Source organism: Variovorax sp. CCNWLW186 (assembly GCF_037203865.1).
GTDB lineage: Bacteria > Pseudomonadota > Gammaproteobacteria > Burkholderiales > Burkholderiaceae_C > Variovorax.
Window position 1 is genome coordinate 98402 of sequence record NZ_JBBCBO010000007.1, and the last position, 16425, is coordinate 114826.

Consider the following 16425-nt stretch of genomic DNA (forward strand, 5'->3'; position numbering starts at 1 on the left):
GTAAGGCCTGCCCCTTGCTTTGTTTTTCTTCTCCTACTGCTGCCCTTGTTCCTTAGCCCAGCAAGCCGTGCAGGATGTTCGTGACCGGAGTCAGAACGCTGCCGGTGCCGGCCGCCTGATCGACCAGGCTCGTGATCGGGGTCACGACATCGGTGACGATCGGTGCGGCTTGTTCCACGGTGTCCACCAGGCCGGCGACCGTTTCGACCACCGGCGCAAGCGTCGGGGCCGTACCGGCCAGGATGTCGGTCACCGGCTCGGCCACTTCGGACACCGCGGCGACCACCGGCTCGAGCGTCTCGCCCACGGAGCCGGCGGCGTCGAGCACCGGATCCAGGATGTTGGCGACCGGGGTGGTGTCGCCCAGCACGCCGCCAAGCAGGCCGCCATTGCCGAGCAGGCTGCCGACGAGGCCTTCGTCACCCAGGAGACCGCCGAGGAGGTCGCCACCGAGGACGTCGCCCCCCAGCAGATCGCCGCCGAGCAGGCCGCCTACGACGCCGTCTTCGCCGAGCACACCGCCCAGCAGGTCGCCGCCGAGGAGATCGCCGCCGACCAGGCCGCCGACGATGCCGTCTTCGCCGAGCACACCACCCAGCAGGTCGCCGCCGAGGAGATCGCCGCCAACCAGGCCGCCGACGATGCCGTCTTCACCGAGCACACCGCCCAGCAGGTCGCCGCCGAGGAGGTCGCCGCCAACCAGGCCGCCGACGATGCCGTCTTCGCCGAGCACGCCGCCCAGCAAGTCACCGCCGAGGAGGTCGCCACCGAGCAGGCCGCCGACGAGGCCGTCTTCGCCGAGCACGCCGCCCAGCAGGTCACCGCCGAGGAGGTCGCCGCCAACCAGGCCGCCGACGATGCCGTCTTCACCGAGCACGCCGCCCAGCAGGTCGCCGCCGAGGAGGTCGCCACCAAGCAGGCCACCCACGAGGCCGTCGTCGCCCAGGAGGCCGCCGACAATGCCCTCTTCTCCCAGCAAGCCGCCAAGCAAGCCGTCTCCGCCGAGGACGCCGCCCAGCAAGCCGTCGTCGCCAAGCAGGCCGCCCACCACGCCCTCGTCGCCGAGCACGCCGCCGAGGAGGCCGTCTTCGGCAAGGAGGCTGCCCAGCGGGCCGGTACCACCCAGCAGGCCATCGTCGCCGAGCAGGCCGCCCACCACGCCTTCGCTGCCGAGAACGCCGCCCAGCAAGCCGTTGTCGCCCAGCACACCGTCGGTGAGGCCACCGAGCAGGCCGTCTTCACCGCCCAGCAGCCCGCCGAGCGGACTGCCTTCGATCAGGCCGCCAACCACGCCGTTCGCCCCGAGCAGGTTGTCGACCACGCCCTCCTGTCCCAGCAATCCGCCGGTCAGGCCTTCGCTGCCGAGCAGGCCGGCCAAGGTGCCTTCTCCGCCGAGCAGGCCACCCACCAAGCCGTCCCCCAGCAGACCGCCCACCAGGCCGTCGCCGCCGAGCACACCACCCAGCAGGCCCTCATCGCCCAGCGGTCCGCCGAGCACGCCGCCCAGCAAGCCGTCATCGCCGAGCAGGCCACCTGCGAGGCCGTCTTCGCCCAGCACGTTGTTCAGCAGGCCGCCCACAGCGCTGTCTTCTCCGATGAGATTGCCCAAGGCACCGTCTTCTGCGAGAAGGCCCCCCACGAGGCCGTCCTCGCTCACCAGAGTCTGGAGCAGGCTGCCGTCGCCGAGAACGCCTTCGACCACGTTGCCAAGCGCGCCGCCGTCGCCGACGAGGTCTTCAAGAACACCGTCCAGGCCCAGGGCCGTGGTTGCGCCGCTGAGGATGCCGTTTTCGCCCACGAGATTGTCGAGACCGTTCTGGAGAGCGTCTGTGACGTGGTCGACCTGGCCCACCACCGAATCGAGAGCGCCTTCGCCCAGAAGGGCGCTGGCAATGGGGCCTGCCACGCCGCCCAAGCCGTCGACAACGGTTTCGGCGAAATCGTCGACCGGGTCGAGTTGGTTCGGATCGTTGCGCGTGAAGTTCTCGCCGAGCAACGGGGAGACCAGGTCATCGACGAGGTCGGTTGTGCTGTCGATCACACCCGGCACCGGGTTGAGAGAACCACCGAGGCCCAAGTTGCCGTCTGTCGTGCCGACTGCGCCTTCAAGGAGGTTGTCGCCCGGGTTGAGGAGGCCATTGCCGTCGGCATCGGAGTCCGAGTCTGCGTCTGCATCGGCGTCTGCATCGGCGTCTGCATCGGCATCGGCATCGGCGTCAGCGTCGGCATCGGCATCGGCATCGGCATCGGCATCGGCATCGGCATCGGCATCGGCATCGGCATCGGCATCGGCATCGGCGTCAGCGTCGGCATCGGCATCGGCATCGGCATCGGCGTCAGCGTCGGCGTCGGCATCGGCATCGGCGTCAGCGTCGGCGTCGGCGTCGGCGTCGGCGTCGGCGTCGGCGTCGGCGTCGGCGTCAGCATCGGCATCGGCATCGGCATCGGCATCGGCATCGGCGTCGGCGTCAGCGTCACCGTCCGCATCTGCATCCGCGTCGGCGTCCGCATCCGCGTCGGCATCCGTCTCACCCGCGCCGACGAAGAACGGAATCGTTCCACCATCGCCGCCGCCGCCACCGCCGAGTGCGGCACCCAGGCCTGCGGCGCCCAGTGCGCCGAGTGCGAATTCGCCGAGTCCGAGGCCGCCGCCAGCGGCGACCTTCTTCGTCACGGCCAGTGCGGCCGCATCGGCATCGCTGTCGGGAGGGGTCACCTGCAGGTCGCCGGAGGCGACATCCACGTTCACTTGTTCGAGGCCGCCGGGCAGCTTGGTCGAGCCGATGGTGGCATCGGTGCCACCGGTGAAGACGCCGGCCAGCGGCGCCTTGTTGGTGGCCGAGCCGGGGAACAGCACGTTGGCCTGGCCGCCTTCGGGAACGATCACGCGGTCGCCCGCCATCAATGTCTGGTTACCGTCCACCGGAATGCGGACGCCTTCGCGCATCACGGCAACGCCCGGCGTAGCATTGGACAATGTGCCGATGCCGGCAGATGCCGCGCTTGCGGCAGGCGCCATCGAGCTGGCTGCGGCGGGAGCGCCGAGCGGCATGCTGGTGGCTTGGGCGATGACCACGGGAGCCACGCCACTGGCGGCGAGTCCTTCGGTCGAAACGGTCGATGCTTGGGGTGCGTTCATGGTTGGCCTCTGTGACAAAAGATGCATGTACAGGGGCAACTGGCGTGCCAAATCGTTAACAGATGTTCGCCGCCGCATCAAAAACGATGCAAGTCTTTGATTTATATGGCTATTTTTTTAACTTCCGGGCCAAGAGGTCCGGTCGAAAACGGCCCTCGCGGGGGTCTTTTGGCCGTTCGTTACGTAACGATGTAACGTCGTGCTACCGGAACATCCGGCGTGTTCCGGGACCATCCACACGCGGATCTCCCCACCTTTTTCTTCTCCTTCTCGGCTCCCTCATATAGATATGTTCAACCCCTCCCAGGAAGACGTGCGCCGCTTTTTCTGCGACGTGTATGCGAAGCACCGGCAAGGCCTGCCGATGGAAGCCCTCGAGACGATTGCCGCGGGATGGATCGACGCGCACCCCGAATACCACGAGGACCTGGCCGATGCCGACGCGGCGGTGGCGCGCGTGTACGACGGCTCGAACGGGCGCGAGAACCCGTTCCTGCACCTGTCGATGCATCTTTCGATCAGCGAGCAATGCTCGATCGACCAGCCGCGAGGAATCCGGCAGGCGGTCGAGCTGTTGGCGGCGCGCCGCGGCTCATTGCTCGATGCGCACCATGAGGCGATGGAATGCCTTGGGCAGATGATGTGGGAGAGCCAGCGCGCCGGCCGCCCCCCCGACGGCGATGGCTACGTCGCCTGCGTGCAGCGCCGGGCAACCAAGGACTAGCTGGTCTTTCGCGGCGGCAGCGCGACCTGCTGCTTCGCGCCTTCACGCAGCAGGGCCGCCATGGCGCCGCGCAGGGCGGAAGGCTCGGCCTCGCTGCGCAGCAGCAGGCCCACGGGCTCATCGGTGCCGGCGGTTTCGATGCGCAGCCTGACCAGGCGCGCGTCGGCCAGTTCCCCGCGCGCGGCGCCAAGGGGGGTGATCCACACCGCATCGGAAACCGCCAGCAGGCCGCGCGCCACCGCCACGTCGAGCGTCTGCAGCGCGTTGGCGGGTAGCGCCAGGCCGCGCGCGGACAAGAAACTTTCGGTGTTGTGGCGCGGGATCGTGCCTTCGCCGTACACCACGAGCGGATAGTCGAGCACCGCCTGCACCGACACCGCCCGGGCGGGCCGCACCGCGAGCGGATGGCCGGCGCGCACGGCAAACACCAGCGGCTCCGTGTAGAGCAGCTCGAAGCTGAGCCCGCCCATCAGGCGCGGATCGCTCATGCGGCCGATCACCAGGTCGAGCTCGCCGGCGCGCAGTTCGTCGAGCAGCACCGGGTTGGCCGCAGTCTTCACCACCACCTGAACCGCGGGCCACCGCTCTCGAAAGCGCGCGAGCGCCATGGGCAGCAGGGACGGCGCCACACTTGGCAGCGCGCCGATACGCAGCCGCTCGACGCGCTCCCCCGAGGCGGGCGCCACGGCCTCGGCGCTGGCGTCGAGCGCCTCGAGCACGCGCAGGGCATGGGCCAGCAGTTGCTCGCCGGCGGGTGCGAGCCCCTGTACGCCGCGCCGGCCGGCCTTGCTGCGCTCGACCAGGCGCGTGCCAACGATGGATTCAAGCTCGGAGAGCGTCTTGGAAACCGCCGGCTGGCTCAGCGAAAGCCGCTCGGCGGCGCGCGCCAGATGGCGCTCTTGCGCCACCGCGACAAGGCAGCGCAGGTGGCGCAACTGCACGTTGCGCACGAAATCCTGGCGAAGGTCGGCGGTGTTTTTCAATTACCGTTGGTTATTCAGAACGAATCAATCTTCAATTTACATCATCGGACGGGACTTCTAAAGTCCGGGTTCCGGATTCGATCCGTCCCCACGACAGGAGACAACGACATGTTGACCAACACGAAGGCCAAGACCCCCTCGGCCATCCTCACGCCGCGCGACTGGGAAGCCCATCCCTCCTACGTCTACCCCGGCTACAAGTCCACCGTGAAGCGCGGTCCGCAAAAGCCGCTGGTGCCGCTGAAGGCCTCGCTGGGCGAGCTGCAGCAGCCGGTCTATGGCCACGACAGCATCGGCGAGTTCGACCATGACCTGACGCGCAACGCGCGCAAGAACGGCGAGCCGCTGGGCGAACGCATGATCCTGACCGGCCAGGTGCTCGACGAGCGCCGCCGCCCGGTCGCCAACACGCTGGTGGAGCTGTGGCAGGCCAACGCCTCGGGCCGCTACGTGCACAAGGTCGACCAGCACGACGCGCCGCTCGACCCCAACTTTCTGGGCGCGGGCCGCTGCCTGACCGACAGCGAGGGCCGCTACCGCTTTCTCACCATCAAGCCCGGGGCGTACCCGTGGGGCAACCATCCGAACGCCTGGCGTCCGCAGCACATCCACCTGTCGCTGTTCGGCCAGAGCTTTGCGAGCCGCCTGGTCACGCAGATGTACTTTCCCGGCGATCCGCTCTTGCAGTACGACCCGATGATCACCGGCACGCCCGAGCGCTACCGCAACCGCCTCATCGCCGATTTCAGCCTCGACATCACCGAAGAGGGCTACGCGCTGGGCTACCAGTTCGACATCGTGCTGCGCGGCGCCGACGAAACGCCGTTCGAGAACCGCTGAAAGGATTTCCCATGCCATTGATGACCGCCCAGGAAGCCGACTTCGGCCAGACCCCCTCCCAGACCGTGGGCCCCTACTTCGCCTACGGCCTCACGGCCACGCAATACGGCTACGACTTCAACCAGCCCTTCGACGCCGTCGTGGCGCTGGACAATGCCGCGGGCGAGCGCATTCGCCTCGAGGGCCGTGTGCTCGACGGCGACGGCAACCCGATCGGCGACGCGCTGGTCGAAATCAGCCAGGCGGACGGCGAAGGCCGCTATCCGCAAACCCCGGCCGAGGCGCGCGAAATGGGCTTTCGCGCCTTCGGACGCGCCGGCACCGGCACCGATCCGCAGAACCGCTTCGTGTTCCACACGGTGAAGCCGGGCGCTGAAACGCCGGGCGAAGCCCCGCACATCAACGTGATCGTGCTGATGCGCGGCCTGCTGCTGCATGCGTTCACGCGCGTGTATTTCAGCGACGAGGCCGAGGCGAACGCAAAAGACGCGGTGCTGGCCAGCGTGCCGGCCGAGCGCCGCCACACGCTGGTTGCCGAGCGCGTGGAGCGCGGCGGCGCGGTGAGCTACCGCATCGACATCCGCATGCAGGGCGCCGACGAAACGGTGTTCTTCGACGTCTGACTGCGGGGAAACCCGCAGGCACAAAAAAGCCCGCTCGAAGCGGGCTTTTTCTCGTGCGCGGCAGGCAACTCTGCGTTGCTGCCGGGGCCTTGGCTGGTTACTCGCCGCCGCTGCGGTGCAGGCGCGATTCAGGCACCGTCTTGAGTTCGCCCGGCAGCGTGCTGATGTAGTTGGCGAGCGTCTTGAGTTCGGCGTTGGTGAACTTCTTGGGCTCGACCTGCTGCGCCATGACCGCGTTCGAACGGCCCAGGTGCAGGTTGTTCTTGACGCGGTACGACTTGAGCGCGACGAAGAGGTAATCGGCATGCTGGCCAGCCAGCTTGGGCACCGTGCCGTCGTTCGGCGTGTTGAAGTTGGCGCCGTGGCACTTGGTGCAGCTGTTGTCCTTGTCGCGGGACACCAGGGCCTGGATGTTCTCAGGCATGGGCTTGGCCGTGGCGGCCGGGGGCGCGTCGCCTTCCTTCAGGCCCAACTGGCTGTAGTAGGCGGCAATGTCGGCAATGTCCTGCTCGCTCAGGCTGTCGGCAATGGCGCGCATGGTGGGGTGCTTGCGGTCGCCGCCCTTGTAGGCGGTGAGCGCGGCAGAGATGTAGCTGGCGCTCTGGCCGGCAATCATCGGTACCTTGTGGATCTCCGGAAAGCTGGCCTGGTAGCCAATGATGCCGTGGCAGCCCACGCACATTGCCACCTTCTTGGAACCGTCCTGGGCCTTGCCCGTGACTTGCTGGGCTTGCGCCGAGACCGTCACGCAAGCGACAGCGAAGGCAAACATCGTGGTCAACAACTTGTTCATTTTGCGCGCACAATCTCGTGGAGATACAGTTTTTCGAATCAACATTCGATTATATGCAAGGGTCTTCCAAGACCCCGGCAAGCCGCCCAAGAGGTTGCGCGAAGCGAATCGAGTGTGTTCTTTTCTCCACCCTGCCTCCTCCACTTGCTTCCCGTTCACTCATGAAATTCAAGGGCTCAGACAATTACGTTGCCACCCAGGACCTGATGCTGGCCGTCAATGCCGCCATCACCCTCAAGCGCCCGCTGCTCGTCAAGGGCGAGCCCGGCACCGGCAAGACCATGCTGGCGGAGGAAGTGGCCGAATCGCTCGGGCTGCCGCTCCTGCAGTGGCACATCAAGTCGACCACCAAGGCGCAGCAGGGCCTGTATGAATACGACGCGGTGAGCCGCCTGCGCGACTCGCAACTCAAGGACGTGGACGGCGGCGAGCGCGTCAAGGACATCCAGAATTACATCGTCAAGGGCGTGCTCTGGCAGGCCTTCACGGCCGACCAGCCGGTGGCGCTTCTCATCGACGAGATCGACAAGGCCGACATCGAGTTTCCGAACGACCTGCTGCGAGAAATCGACCGCATGGAGTTCTACTGCTACGAAACGCGCGAACTCATCCGCGCCAAGCACCGGCCGGTGGTGTTCATCACCTCCAACAACGAGAAGGAGCTGCCCGACGCCTTCCTGCGCCGCTGCTTCTTCCACTACATCAAATTCCCCGATGCCGAGACGATGAAGCACATCGTCGCCGTGCACTTCCCCGGCCTGAAGCAAGAGCTGCTCACGGCCGCGATGAAGACCTTCTACGACGTGCGCAACCTGCCGGGCCTGAAGAAGAAGCCCTCCACGTCGGAGCTGCTCGACTGGCTCAAGCTGCTGGTGGCCGAGGACATTCCGCTCGAAGCCCTGCAAAGCAAGGACGACAAGGTTGCGGTGCCGCCCCTGGTGGGCGCGCTGCTCAAGAACGAGCAGGACGTGACGCTGTTCGAGAAGCTCGTCTTCATGCAGCGGAACAACCGATGAGTCCCCGCCCGGCCGCTCCGAAGGGGACTCGCACCGCAGTGCGAAGCACGGAGGTTTTCTTGTGAGCCAGCAGCCGCATCCCGTCGGCCAGCTGCTCAAGTTGGGCGTGGCGCAGGCCGTGCTGTTCGTGGCCGGTGCACTGCTCGGCCGCTGGATCGGCCTCCAGCTGGGCCTCGACGCCTTCGGCGCCAACGGCTACGGCAACCGCGAGATCTTCGGCATTCTGCTGATCGGCCTGGGTGGCGGCGGCGGCGTGCAACTGGCGCGCGCGTGGTACGACCGCAAGTACGGCAAGCCGCAGCGCTGAAAAATTCAATCGAGAAGGGTGTCTGCAAGATGGCGTTCGTCGAACCTGTCACGCTGAAGGCGCGCGACCTGGCCCTGGTGCCGCTGTCGCTCGACCATGAAGAGGGCCTGCGCGCCGCCGCGGCCGACGGCGAGCTCTGGAAGCTGCGCATCACCTCCGTGCCCGAGCCGCACGAAACCCGCGCCTACATCGAAGCCGCCTTGCAGGGGCGCGAAGCCGGCCACCGCTTTGCCTTTGCCGTGACCGAGGCCGAAACCGGCACCGTGCTCGGCAGCACCAGCTTTCACGACATCCTGCCGGCCGTGAAGCGGGTGGAGATCGGCTACACGTGGTATGCCAAGCGCTGCCAGCGCACGCACGTCAACACCACCTGCAAGCTGCTCATGCTGACGCATGCCTTCGATACCCTCGGCTGCAACGTGGTGGGCTGGCGCACCGACAATTTCAACTTCGCTTCGCAGCAAGCCATCGAGCGGCTCGGCGCCAAGAAAGACGGCGTGATTCGCGGTCACGCCATGCGCCGCGACGGCACGATCCGCGACACGGTCATGTACAGCCTGCGCTCGGGCGAGTGGCCCGAGGTGAAGGCCCAGCTGCTCTACCTGCTCGACAAGCCGCGAAGCTGAACGAAGTTCAAGGAAAGAAAAGCCCGCCATGCTGATCGATTTCTTCTACACCCTGCGCTCGGCCAAGCTGCCGGTGTCGGTCAAGGAATACCTCACGCTGCTCGAGGCGCTGCAGGCCGATGTGGTGGGGCCCAATTCCGACGGCGCCTACGGCATCGACGACTTCTACTATCTCTCGCGCACCGCGCTCGTCAAGGACGAGAAGCACTACGACAAGTTCGACCGCGCCTTTGCCGCCTACTTCAAGGGCGTGGAAATGCTGGCCGACTTCACCAAGGAAGTGCCGCTCGACTGGCTGCGCAAGACGCTGGAGCGCGAATTCACCGCCGAAGAAAAAGCCAAGATCGAGAAGATGGGCTGGGACGAGCTCATGGAAACGCTCAAGAAGCGCTTCGAAGAGCAGAAAGAGCGCCACGAGGGCGGCAACAAGTGGATCGGCACCGGCGGCACCTCGCCCTTCGGCCACGGCGGCTACAACCCCCAGGGCATTCGCATCGGCGGCGCAGGCAAGAACAAGAGCGCGGTGAAGGTGTGGGACCAGCGCGCCTACAAGGACTACGACGACAGCCAGGAGCTGGGCACGCGCAACATCAAGGTGGCGCTGCGGCGCCTGCGCAAGTTTGCGCGCGAAGGCCACGACGAAGAGCTGGACCTGGACGACACCATCCACTCCACCGCGGCCAATGCGGGCTACCTCGACATCAAGATGCGGCCGGAGCGCCACAACAACGTGAAGGTGCTGCTGCTGATGGACGTGGGCGGCACCATGGACGAGCACATCCAGCGCGTGGAAGAGCTGTTCTCGGCCGTGAAGACGGAGTTCAAGCACCTGGAGTTCTATTACTTCCACAACTGCGTGTACGACTTCATGTGGAAGAACAACAAGCGCCGCTTCTCCGAGAAGTTCGCAACCTGGGACATCCTGCGCAAGTACAACAAGGACTACAAGCTCATCTTCGTCGGCGACGCGACCATGAGCCCGTACGAAATCCTGCAGCCCGGCGGCAGCGTCGAATACAACAACGAGGAAGCCGGCGCCGAGTGGATCCAGCGCCTGACGCACGCGTTTCCGAAGTTCGCCTGGATCAACCCCGAGCCGCAAGGCGTGTGGCAATACCGCCAGAGCATTGCGGTGATGCAGCAGCTCATGTCCAACCGCATGTACCCGCTCACGCTGCGGGGCCTCGAAGAAGCAATGCGAATGCTTTCGAAGTAAGCCCGCGTGGGTGGGGCCGACCTGTTTCCGGATGCTTCCAAAGCCCGCTCGCCTTGCTGTCAAAATCCGCCCATGTTCAGGGTGGTTCCAGTCTTTGCGCCGGCGTGGTTGCCGGCTTTGCTTTTTTGCGGCGTCCTGCTTTTGCAGGGGTGCAGTCTGCTGCCCAAGAAAGACGCAGCCAAGGACACCCCCTCCCCCGTGCTGGTGCGCAACGGCGACACCGCGGCTACAGCCGCTGATGAAGGCACCAAGGAAGGCGAGAAGCGCGGCCGGCGCGATGCCTTCACCGTAGATGTTCGCGGGCCCGCCGCGGTGCGCGAATACCTCTCGCTGCACCTGGACATCCAGCGCTACCGCACGCTCGACGACCTGGGCGCCACCGAGATCTCGCGGCTCATGGTGGCGGCGGAAGCCAATGCCCGCGAACTGCTCGGCACGCTGGGCTACTTCACGCCCACGCTGACGCTGGAGCTCAACGAAACGCCGGCCAGCACCAAGGCCCCGCGCGAGATCGTCATTACCGTGGCGCCCGGCGAGCTCACCCGCGTGAGCACGGTGCAGATCAGCTACGGCGGCCAGATTGCCAGCGACCCCACCGCCGAAGCCCAGCGCGATTCGATACGCACCGCCTGGGCGCTGCGGGCCGGCCAACCCTTCACGCAGCAGGGCTGGGACAACGCCAAGAACACCGCCTTGCGCAGCCTCACCGCCAAGCGCTTTCCCACCGGCAGCATCGAGGTGAGCCGCGCCGAGGTCGATGCCGACCGGCAGGAGGTGCGGCTCAGCGTCACCTACCAATCGGGGCCGGCCTACCGCTTCGGCCCGCTCGTGCTGCGGGGCGTCGAGCGCTACGACGCCGACGGCGCGCGCCGCATCGCGCAGCTTCCCACCGGCACCGACTACGACCAGCAGAAGCTGCTCGATGCCCAGCAGCGCCTGGCCAGCAGCGGTTACTACGACTCGGTGTTTCTCACGCTCGACACCGAAAGCGGCACGCCGCTGGCCGCCCCCGTGATCGCGCAGTTGCGCGAAGCCCCCATGCAGAAGGTGGTGCTGGGCGCCGGCTTCACCACCGACAACGGTCCGCGGCTGTCGGTGGACCACATCCACAACCGCCTGCCGCTGCTCGGCTGGCGCGCGGTGTCGCGCCTGTCGGTCGACCGGGACATCAAGTCGCTGGGCACGGAATGGAATGGCATTCCCGACGACACCGGCTGGCGCTGGTTTGCCGGCGCCGAACTCAAGAGCGAAACCTCGGGCAGCTATGTGGTCGACAGCGGCCGCGTGCGCAGCGGGCGCAACAAGTCGAGCGGCCACATCGACCGCAGCTACTTCCTGCAGTACGACTACGCGCAGAACCGCGGCACCAACGCCCCGCCCTCCGCCTCCGCCGTCACTGCCAACTGGGGCTGGACCGGCCGCTACTTCGACGACAACGCCGCGCCCACGCGCGGCTACGGCCTGGCGCTCGAGCTTGCCGCAGGCTACACGCTGACGGGCGAACAAGTGCCTTTCACGCGCACCTATGCGCGCTGGCTGGGCGTGCTGCCGCTGGGCTTTGGAAACGGACAGGACGCCGCCACGCTCGCGCGCCGCAGTCGGCTCCAGCTGCGCGCCGAAGCCGGTGCTGTGTCGGCCAAGGAAAGCGCACAGATCCCTTCCACGCTGATGTTCCTGACCGGCGGCGACACCACGGTGCGCGGCTACAGCTACCGCCAGATCGGCACCGTGCGCAGCGACGGGCAAATCGTGGCAGGCCGCTACCTCGGCGTGATGAGCCTCGAATGGCAGCGGCCCTTCGTCTACAACGACAAGCTCACCGAGTGGGAAAGCACCGTCTTCGTCGACGCGGGTGCGGTCGCCGACAAGCCCGGAGAACTCAAGCCCAAGGTTGGCGTGGGCGTGGGTGCGCGCTGGCGCAGCCCCGTGGGGCCGGTGCAGGCCGACCTTGCCTACGGCGTGGACACGAAGAAGTTCCGCCTTCACTTCCGCCTGGGCTTTACCTTTTGACCCAGCACGCACGGATGCAGACAGACGCCGAACCCCAGCCCGACAAGGCAGCGCCGCGCGCACGGCGCTCGCGCACGCGCCGGGTGCTGCGTGGGCTGGGCTGGACCGCCGCGGGCCTGCTCGCGCTGGTGCTCGTGCTGGGCGCGGGTACCTGGTGGTGGCTCGGCTCCAACCAGTCGCTGGCATTCGCGCTTGCCAAGGCCGCGCGCTACCTGCCCGCCGGCCAGACGCTCGAAAGCCGCGACGTCACGGGCTCGCTACGCACCGGTGGGCGCATCGGCTGGCTGCGCTGGCAAAGCGAGAAATTGGCTGTGGAGGTGCACGAGGCGGACATCGGCTGGCAGCTCGCGCCACTCTTCAAGCGCAAGCTGCAACTCGGCGAAGTGCACGCGGCGCGGCTCGTCATCGAAAAGCGCGGCCCGCCGAGCGACACGCCCACCGAGCCGCTCGAGCAGCTCGCGCTACCCATCGAGGTCGACGTGCCGTTTCGCATCGACCAACTGCAGTGGAGCGGCCCGCCCGCGCTCCAGGCCAACCAGCTCGCGGGCAGCTATCGCTATACCGGCGCCGAGCATCAGCTGGAGGTCAAGGGCGTCGACATTGCCGAAGGCCACTACAGCGCGCGCGTGAAGCTGCAGGGCCCCGCGCCCATGGCGATCGACGCCACGCTGAACGGCCGCGTGAAGGCACCGCTGGCAGAAGGACGCAGCATCGACGTGCTGGCGCAAGCGGCCATCAAGGGCACGCTTGCCGGCACCGATGCGCGGCTGCAAGTCGCCGCCGAACTGAAGCCGGCCGCGCCCGCCGCGGAAGACCCGATGGAAGCGAAGCTGCAGGCCGACATCGCACCGTGGCTGCCGCAGCCCGTCATCGACGCCAAGGCCGACCTGCGCAACGTGGATGCGGCCGCCCTGTGGCCCGGCGCACCGCGCACGCGCCTGACCGGCACGGTCGAGCTGCAGCCCGACGTGGCCACCGGCGCATCGGCCTGGCAGGCCTCGGCCAGCATCCGCAATGCGGTGCCCGGGCCCTGGGACAAGGGCACGCTGCCACTCGAGCAGTTGGAAGCGCGCGTGGGCTTCGACGGCACCAACTGGACCATTCCCAATGCCGTGGTGCGCGCAGGCGGCGGCCGCATCGAAGCGGAGGGCCGCTGGAGCCCCGCCCCCGCGCCATGGCAAGTGCGCGCCACGGTGCGCGGCGTGCGCGCCGGCCTGCTGCACAACGAGCTGTCGGGCGCGCCCATCAGCGGCACGGCGACGGCGCAGCAGCGCGAAGACACCATCGGCTTCGACCTGGCACTGCGGGCCGAAGGCGGCGCCGGCAGCAAGGCGATGCCCGGCTTCGGCCTGGACCGCGCGCTTGCGCAGGGCCAATGGAAGAACCAGGTGCTCGACCTGCGCACGCTGCGCCTGGAGGCTGAAGGCGCCAGCATCGCAGGCAAGCTGCAGGTGCGCGTGGCCGAGCAGGCCGCGAGCGGCAAGCTCGACCTGGCGTTGCCGGGCGGCGGTGCGCAGCTCGAAGGCCGCATCGCACCGTCGCAGGGCGGCGGCGACATCAAGGCACGCATCGACGATGCCGACGCGGTGCAGCGCTGGATCGAAGGCCTGCCCAAAATGGCGAACGTGTTCGCCGGCAAGACGGCCAAGGGCTCCGCGCGGCTGGACGCCAGCTGGCAGGGCGGCTGGCAGACCATTCAGCGACGGCTCGAGAACCCCGGTGCGCCGGCCCAGCGCGGCGCGGTGGAACCCAGCCTCAAGGCCACTCTGGGCGTGCCGCGCCTCGATCTGCACATGCCGGCGGCCAACGCCAATGCCAATGCCAATGCGGCAGCCACCGCGGTTCAATTGAAGGACGTGCGTGCCACCCTCGACGGCAGCCTGGCGCAGGCCGCGCTCGCGCTGCAGGGCGAAGCCACCACCGGCACGCAAAGGCTCACGCTCGACGCCCGCGCGAGCGGCGGCATTGCGGGCCCCAACCATTGGCGCGCTGCCCTTGCCAGCCTGCGGCTGCAGGCCCAGGACAGCGCGCGGGTCAACACCGCGGGCACCACCGCCGCACCGTGGACCGTGGAGCTCGGCCGCGAAGTCACCGCCACCATCAGGACCAGCGGAAGCGGCACCACCAGCCGGCTCGACCTGGAAGCCTCCGCGGCCGACGCCACGCTGCGCGGCCCGGCGCCCGGCACCGTTCGCATCGAATGGCAGCCGCTGCGCTTCACCCGCAGCGGCGCGGGGCCCAACCAGGCTTTTCGCGTGCAGTCGAAGGGCAAGCTGCAGGGCCTGCCGATGGCATGGGCCGAGGCTTTCGGCGCCAGCACCACCTTCAATGAACTGGGCGTGAGCGGCGACCTGATGTTCGACGGCGACTGGGACATCGATGCCGGCGACACGCTGCGCGCGCACGCGCGGCTCGCGCGCCAGAGCGGCGACATCCGCGTGCAGGCCGGCGAAGCGGCCTTGGTCACGCGCATCACCAGCCGCGGCACCGGCACGGCCAGCGAGCGCACGATGAACTCCGCCACCGCCGGCGCGGAGGCACCCAGCACGCCCGCCGGCCTGCGCCAGGCCGAGCTGCGGCTCGATGCGCAAGGCCAGGCCGTGCGCGCCACCCTGGCGTGGGACAGCGAGCGCGCCGGAAAGATCAATGCCGAACTGAACACGCGCATGCAGCAGCGCGCGGACGGCTGGCAATGGGCAGCCGATGCGCCGCTGGCCGGCAACATCAAGGCCACGCTGCCCAACCTCGGCGTGTGGTCGATGCTCGCGCCGCCCGGCTGGCGCGTGGCCGGCACGCTGGATGCGGACGCTGTCCTGGCGGGCAACCGCGCGGCACCGCGCTGGAACGGCACGCTCGGCGCCGACAAGCTTGCGCTGCGCGCGCCGGTCGAAGGGCTGGACCTGCGCGACGGCCGCCTGCGCGCCTCGCTCACGGGCGAGCGCATCGAGATCACCGAATTCACGCTGAAGGGCGGCGCCGGCAGCACCGCGCGCATTGCGGGCCAGAGCGGCAACCGCAGCACGGCGGCCAGCGAAGCTGGCACCGACGGCGGCTCGCTCACCGCGCGCGGCGACATCGGCTGGGGCGCGGCCAGTTCGTCGAGCACGGGCATCCGCATGGCCCTGCAGGCCGACCTGCGCGCGCTGCGCGTGCTGGTGCGCACCGATCGGCAAGTCACGCTCTCGGGCAACCTGCAGGCGCGGCTCGACAACGGCCAGTTCAACGTGCGCGGCAAGCTCAAGACCGACCGCGCCGTGATCATCCTGCCCGACGAGACCGCACCCAGCCTGGGCTCCGACGTGGTCGTGCGCTCCGCCGCCAAGGACCGCGAGGCGGCCGAGCAGGCCCAGCGCGATGTCGCGCGCAACGAGGCGCAGGCCGCCAAGCCGCAGACGGCGAAGCCGCCCGACATCGTGGTGAACTTCGACCTGGGCGACGACTTCGCGGTGCAGGGCCGCGGCATCACGACGCGGCTCGAAGGCGATCTGGAAATCCGCAGCAACCGGCTCAATGCGCCGCCGCGCATCACCGGCGAGGTCAGGACCGTCAAGGGCCAGTACCGCGCCTACGGACAGCAGCTCGATGTGGAAACAGGCCTCGCGCGCTTCAACGGCCCGTTCGACAATCCGTCGCTCGACATCCTCGCCATCCGGCCCAACATCTCGCAGCGTGCCGGCGTGCAGATCACGGGCACCGCGCAGTCGCCGCGCGTCAAGCTCTATTCCGAGCCCGCGCTGTCGGATGCGGAAACCCTTTCGTGGGTGGTGCTGGGCCGCGCCTCGGCCACCAGCGGCGGCGAATCGGCGCTGCTGCAGCAAGCGGCTCTCGCGTTGATCGGCCATGTCAGCAAGAGCGGCAGCGGCGGCAGCCTGGCCAGCCGCTTCGGCCTGGACGAACTCGGCTTCAAGGGGCCGGGCAACGGCGGCGACCTGCGCGAGTCGGCCGTGACGCTCGGCAAGCGGCTGTCGAAGGATTTCTACCTCACCTACGAGCGCAGCGTGGGCGGCACCTTCGGCACCCTTTTCATCTTCTACGACCTGACGCAGCGGCTCACGTTGCGCGGGCAGGCCGGCCAGACGAGCGGGCTCGACCTGATCTACACGCTGAAGTACGACTGAGGTCCGGGTCTGCCGCCTTGACCGCGGCAA

Annotated in this window: 12 protein-coding genes; 9 read left to right on the forward strand and 3 right to left on the reverse strand. The window is 68.0% G+C overall.

All coding sequences use genetic code 11. The annotated features are described in order from the left end of the window. Positions 1 to 52 precede the first annotated feature (52 nt). Positions 53 to 3139 carry a hypothetical protein gene (locus V9K97_RS10945; protein WP_337317997.1) on the reverse strand — a complete coding sequence of 1029 codons (3087 nt, stop codon included), beginning with the start codon at positions 3137 to 3139 and terminating at the stop codon, positions 53 to 55. Between the two features lie 289 nt (positions 3140 to 3428). Between V9K97_RS10945 and V9K97_RS10950 the strand changes: the two genes are divergently transcribed. Then, entirely contained in the window at positions 3429 to 3863 is a 435-nt protein-coding gene (locus tag V9K97_RS10950) for a DUF1841 family protein (protein ID WP_018906845.1), read from the forward strand. Here the strand turns inward: V9K97_RS10950 and V9K97_RS10955 are convergent. Continuing rightward, positions 3860 to 4846, reverse strand: a complete 987-nt coding sequence (locus tag V9K97_RS10955; RefSeq protein WP_337318001.1) for a LysR substrate-binding domain-containing protein — start codon at positions 4844 to 4846, stop codon at positions 3860 to 3862. The two genes, V9K97_RS10950 and V9K97_RS10955, sit on opposite strands and share 4 nt — an antisense overlap. A 108-nt stretch (positions 4847 to 4954) precedes the next feature. Here V9K97_RS10955 and pcaH point away from each other — a divergent pair, with 108 nt between their 5' ends. Both pcaH and pcaG read left to right on the forward strand, forming a co-directional pair. Further along, a complete protein-coding gene (pcaH, locus tag V9K97_RS10960) occupies positions 4955 to 5686 on the forward strand; it encodes a protocatechuate 3,4-dioxygenase subunit beta (protein ID WP_126747138.1) in 732 nt (243 codons plus the stop codon). Positions 5687 to 5697: 11 nt separating this feature from the next. Next, entirely contained in the window at positions 5698 to 6309 is a 612-nt protein-coding gene (gene pcaG / locus V9K97_RS10965; RefSeq protein WP_337318003.1) for a protocatechuate 3,4-dioxygenase subunit alpha, read from the forward strand. Positions 6310 to 6406: 97 nt separating this feature from the next. On the opposite strand, the gene V9K97_RS10970 is transcribed toward pcaG, so the two are convergent. Continuing rightward, positions 6407 to 7102, reverse strand: a complete 696-nt coding sequence (locus tag V9K97_RS10970; protein WP_258502355.1) for a c-type cytochrome — start codon at positions 7100 to 7102, stop codon at positions 6407 to 6409. Positions 7103 to 7263: 161 nt separating this feature from the next. Here V9K97_RS10970 and V9K97_RS10975 point away from each other — a divergent pair, with 161 nt between their 5' ends. The 6 genes from V9K97_RS10975 (at position 7264) to V9K97_RS11000 (ending at position 16395) form a co-directional block, all read left to right on the forward strand. After that, positions 7264 to 8118 (forward strand): AAA family ATPase, encoded by an 855-nt coding sequence (locus V9K97_RS10975; protein WP_157615886.1) that lies wholly within the window; start codon positions 7264 to 7266, stop codon positions 8116 to 8118. A gap of 61 nt (positions 8119 to 8179) precedes the next feature. Continuing rightward, positions 8180 to 8425, forward strand: a complete 246-nt coding sequence (locus V9K97_RS10980; protein ID WP_157615888.1) for a hypothetical protein — start codon at positions 8180 to 8182, stop codon at positions 8423 to 8425. A gap of 29 nt (positions 8426 to 8454) precedes the next feature. Beyond that, on the forward strand, positions 8455 to 9051 hold the full coding sequence (locus V9K97_RS10985) for a GNAT family N-acetyltransferase (protein ID WP_337318004.1): 597 nt from the start codon (positions 8455 to 8457) through the stop codon (positions 9049 to 9051). Positions 9052 to 9079: 28 nt separating this feature from the next. Next, positions 9080 to 10267 (forward strand): vWA domain-containing protein, encoded by a 1188-nt coding sequence (locus V9K97_RS10990; protein WP_157615892.1) that lies wholly within the window; start codon positions 9080 to 9082, stop codon positions 10265 to 10267. 72 nt (positions 10268 to 10339) lie between these two features. Next, a complete protein-coding gene (locus V9K97_RS10995) occupies positions 10340 to 12277 on the forward strand; it encodes an autotransporter assembly complex protein TamA (RefSeq protein ID WP_337318006.1) in 1938 nt (645 codons plus the stop codon). A 14-nt stretch (positions 12278 to 12291) separates the two neighbouring features. Then, positions 12292 to 16395 (forward strand): translocation/assembly module TamB domain-containing protein, encoded by a 4104-nt coding sequence (locus tag V9K97_RS11000; protein WP_337318008.1) that lies wholly within the window; start codon positions 12292 to 12294, stop codon positions 16393 to 16395. Positions 16396 to 16425 lie beyond the last annotated feature (30 nt).

Excerpts from the sequence above, each read along its gene's own strand:
- V9K97_RS10945 (WP_337317997.1), bottom strand. The coding sequence starts at position 3,139 with ATGAACGCACCCCAAGCATCGACCGTTTCGACCGAAGGACTCGCCGCC.
- V9K97_RS10950 (WP_018906845.1), top strand. The coding sequence starts at position 3,429 with ATGTTCAACCCCTCCCAGGAAGACGTGCGCCGCTTTTTCTGCGACGTG.
- pcaH (WP_126747138.1), top strand. The coding sequence starts at position 4,955 with ATGTTGACCAACACGAAGGCCAAGACCCCCTCGGCCATCCTCACGCCG.
- pcaG (WP_337318003.1), top strand. The coding sequence starts at position 5,698 with ATGCCATTGATGACCGCCCAGGAAGCCGACTTCGGCCAGACCCCCTCC.
- V9K97_RS10970 (WP_258502355.1), bottom strand. The coding sequence starts at position 7,102 with ATGAACAAGTTGTTGACCACGATGTTTGCCTTCGCTGTCGCTTGCGTG.
- V9K97_RS10975 (WP_157615886.1), top strand. The coding sequence starts at position 7,264 with ATGAAATTCAAGGGCTCAGACAATTACGTTGCCACCCAGGACCTGATG.
- V9K97_RS10985 (WP_337318004.1), top strand. The coding sequence starts at position 8,455 with ATGGCGTTCGTCGAACCTGTCACGCTGAAGGCGCGCGACCTGGCCCTG.
- V9K97_RS10990 (WP_157615892.1), top strand. The coding sequence starts at position 9,080 with ATGCTGATCGATTTCTTCTACACCCTGCGCTCGGCCAAGCTGCCGGTG.
- V9K97_RS10995 (WP_337318006.1), top strand. The coding sequence starts at position 10,340 with ATGTTCAGGGTGGTTCCAGTCTTTGCGCCGGCGTGGTTGCCGGCTTTG.
- V9K97_RS11000 (WP_337318008.1), top strand. The coding sequence starts at position 12,292 with ATGCAGACAGACGCCGAACCCCAGCCCGACAAGGCAGCGCCGCGCGCA.